Source organism: Bartonella sp. MR110HLJHH (assembly GCF_042194225.1).
Lineage (GTDB): Bacteria > Pseudomonadota > Alphaproteobacteria > Rhizobiales > Rhizobiaceae > Bartonella > Bartonella grahamii.
Window position 1 is genome coordinate 1 of sequence record NZ_JBHIMQ010000113.1, and the last position, 271, is coordinate 271.

1 protein-coding gene is annotated in these 271 nt (G+C 35.1%); it reads right to left on the minus strand.

Annotation, left to right across the window (positions count from 1 at the left end; translation table 11 throughout):
* Positions 1 to 268 (minus strand): BON domain-containing protein (locus ACFIKB_RS09655; protein ID WP_375653554.1); only part of this gene is annotated, 268 nt, incomplete at its 3' end.
* Positions 269 to 271: the final 3 nt, after the last annotated feature.

The window sequence follows — 271 nt, forward strand, 5'->3', positions numbered from 1 at the left end:
CAGGCGCAGTATCTGCAATCTTTAATTGGTCAATATCAACAGAAGAAATACCCTGCGAATTACCAACAACCAAAAGTGCTTTTTCAAGTGTTTCCCTATCTGGAACCTCACCACTTAAAATAGCTTTACCGTTTTCAACCTGTATATTTACTTTTTCTGTGCCCAATTGAAAATTATCAAATGCAGCCTTAAAATCTTTTTCTTCTGGCTCATGATCGCCAATACCTAGCTTTTCACCAACCGTTTTTATAAAATTAAAAAATCCCATTAT